We start from the raw sequence: 2,640 nt of genomic DNA, 5'->3' as shown, positions 1-2,640 counted from the left end.
CCGCAATCGAACGGCGCGTCTCTGCGCCGCAGCCGGGCGGCGTCAGATGTCGACGGTGGCGTTGAGCGCGTTGGTCTGGATGAATTCGCGCCGCGGCTCGACGACGTCGCCCATCAGCTTGACGAAGAGATCGTCGGCCTCGTCGTTCTGGTCGTTCTTCACCCGCAGCAGCGTGCGGACGTCGCGGTCCAGCGTGGTCTCCCAGAGCTGGTCGGGGTTCATTTCGCCCAGCCCTTTGTAGCGCTGCAATGCGACCCCCTTCTTGCCGATCGTGGAGACGGCCTCGAACAGATCGGTGGGGCCGTTGATCGGGAAGGAGTCGCCCTTCCGGGTCAGCATAGCCGGCTTTGCATAGGCCTCCTGCAGCGAGACGGCCGCCGCGTCGAGCTTGCGCGCCTCGGCGCTGGCGAGCAGCCCGGCATCGATCGTCGCCGCCTGCTTCACGCCGCGGATCATGCGCGAGAAGACGAAGCCGCCTTCGCTGACCTTGCCTTCCCAGCCGCGCTCCAGGTCGTCCGAGATCGCGTCGAGCCGGCGTGCGACAGAGGCGGCGGCCTCGTTTGCCTGCGCCTCGTTCTCCTCGCTCACCGGATGCAGCACGCCGGCGATCGCCATCTGCTCGACGACGCGGCGGTCGTAGCGCGAATGCAGCTGAGACAGCGCGCTGCGAACGTTGCGGGCTTCCTCGATCAGGTTGCGCAGGTCGCTCCCGCCGCGCTCCACGCCTTCGCTGGTGCGGAATGTCGCCCCGTCCAGTGTCGATTCGATCAGGTACTGCTCCAGCGCACGCTCGTCCTTGAGGTAGACGTGGCTCTTGCCGCGCGTCGCCTTGTAGAGCGGCGGCTGGGCGATGAAGAGATGGCCGGCGTCGATCAGCTCCGGCATCTGCCGGTAGAAGAAGGTCAGCAGCAGCGTGCGAATATGGGCGCCGTCGACGTCGGCGTCGGTCATGATGATGATCTTGTGGTAGCGCAGCTTCTCCAGGTTGAAGCCGCCCTGCTCGGCATCGGCCCGGCCGATGCCGGCGCCGAGCGCCGTGATCAGCGTGCCGACCTGGTCGGAGGACAGCATCTTGTCGAAGCGCGCCCGTTCGACGTTGAGGATCTTGCCGCGCAGCGGCAGGACGGCCTGATATTCGCGGGCGCGGCCCTGCTTGGCCGAGCCGCCGGCCGAGTCACCCTCGACGATGAAGAGTTCGGACTTGGCGGGGTCCCTCTCCTGGCAATCGGCCAGTTTGCCCGGGAGCGAGGCGATATCGAGCGCGCCCTTGCGTCGGGTGAGGTCGCGCGCCTTGCGTGCGGCCTCGCGTGCGGCGGCGGCTTCCGCCACCTTGCCGACGATGGTCTTGGCCTCGTTCGGATGCTCCTCGAGCCACTCGGACAGCGCCTGGTTGACGACGTTCTCGACCACCGGGCGGACTTCCGAGGAGACCAGCTTGTCCTTGGTCTGAGAGGAGAATTTCGGGTCTGGGACCTTGACCGAGACGATCGCGGTCAGGCCCTCGCGGCAGTCGTCGCCGGTGAGCGAGACCTTCTCCTTCTTCGAGATGCCCGAGTTCTCGGCATAGCCGGTGATCTGGCGCGTCAGCGCGGCGCGGAAGCCGGCGAGGTGGGTGCCGCCGTCGCGCTGCGGGATGTTGTTGGTGAAGCAGAGCACGTTCTCGTGGTAGCTGTCGTTCCACCACAGGGCGACATCGACGGTGATGCCGTCCTTCTCCGAGGTCAGCATGATCGGCTTCTCGATCACCGCGGTCTTGGCGCGGTCGAGATAGCGCACGAACGCCTCGACGCCGCCCTCGTACATCAGCTCCTCGCGCACGACTTCGGCATGGCGGGAATCGGTCAGGATGATGCGCACGCCGGAATTCAGGAAGGCGAGCTCGCGCAGCCGGTGCTCCAGCGTCTTGTAGTCGAACTCCACCATGGTGAAGGTCTCCTGCGAGGGCAGGAACGTCACCTCGGTGCCGCGCTTGTCGCCCTGCGGGCCGACGATGGCGAGCGGCGCGACCGCGTCGCCATGGCGGAACTCCATGAAGTGCTCGTGACCGCCGCGCCAGATCCGCAGCTTGAGCGAGACCGAGAGCGCGTTGACGACGGAGACGCCGACGCCGTGCAGGCCGCCCGAGACCTTGTAGGAATTCTGGTCGAACTTTCCGCCGGCATGGAGCTGGGTCATGATGACCTCGGCCGCCGAGATGCCTTCCTCGCTGTGGATATCGGTCGGGATGCCGCGGCCATTGTCGCTGACCGTGACCGATCCATCCGCGTTCAGGGTGACGGTGACGAGGTCGGCATGGCCCGCGAGCGCCTCGTCGATGGCGTTGTCGACGACCTCGTAGACCATGTGATGCAGGCCGGAGCCGTCATCGGTATCGCCGATATACATGCCGGGCCGCTTGCGGACGGCGTCCAGACCCTTGAGAACCTTGATGGAATCGGCGCCGTAATCGTCGGGCTGGGCGCTGAGCGCGGCGTCGGTCATGAAGTCGTCCTTGAGCGGGCGAGCGAGCGCCCGCGGTGATCCTGATTCGAAAAGACAATATAGGGGCAGACGATGGCTTTTTCACGCGCCTACGCGTGCGCGTGTGCGGGGAGGCGTGCCCGGGTGTCAGGGGCGCTCGGCAAGTGGCAGCGTTTCGGC

At 66.6% G+C, this 2,640-nt stretch carries 1 protein-coding gene; it reads right to left on the bottom strand.

The features are described 5' to 3' along the window. Positions 1-42: 42 nt before the first annotated feature. A complete protein-coding gene (gene gyrB / locus ACIPIA_RS13820) occupies positions 43-2,481 on the bottom strand; it encodes a DNA topoisomerase (ATP-hydrolyzing) subunit B (RefSeq protein WP_400510377.1) in 2,439 nt (812 codons plus the stop codon). Between the last annotated feature and the right edge of the window lie 159 nt (positions 2,482-2,640).

This window comes from Allobosea sp. CER48 (assembly GCF_044752385.1).
In the GTDB taxonomy this organism is placed as follows: Bacteria; Pseudomonadota; Alphaproteobacteria; order Rhizobiales; family Beijerinckiaceae; genus Allobosea.
The sequence above is the reverse complement of the archived record's forward strand: the minus strand, read 5'-3'. Positions and strand labels throughout refer to the sequence as shown.

Excerpts from the sequence above, each read along its gene's own strand:
- gyrB (WP_400510377.1), bottom strand. The coding sequence starts at position 2,481 with ATGACCGACGCCGCGCTCAGCGCCCAGCCCGACGATTACGGCGCCGAT.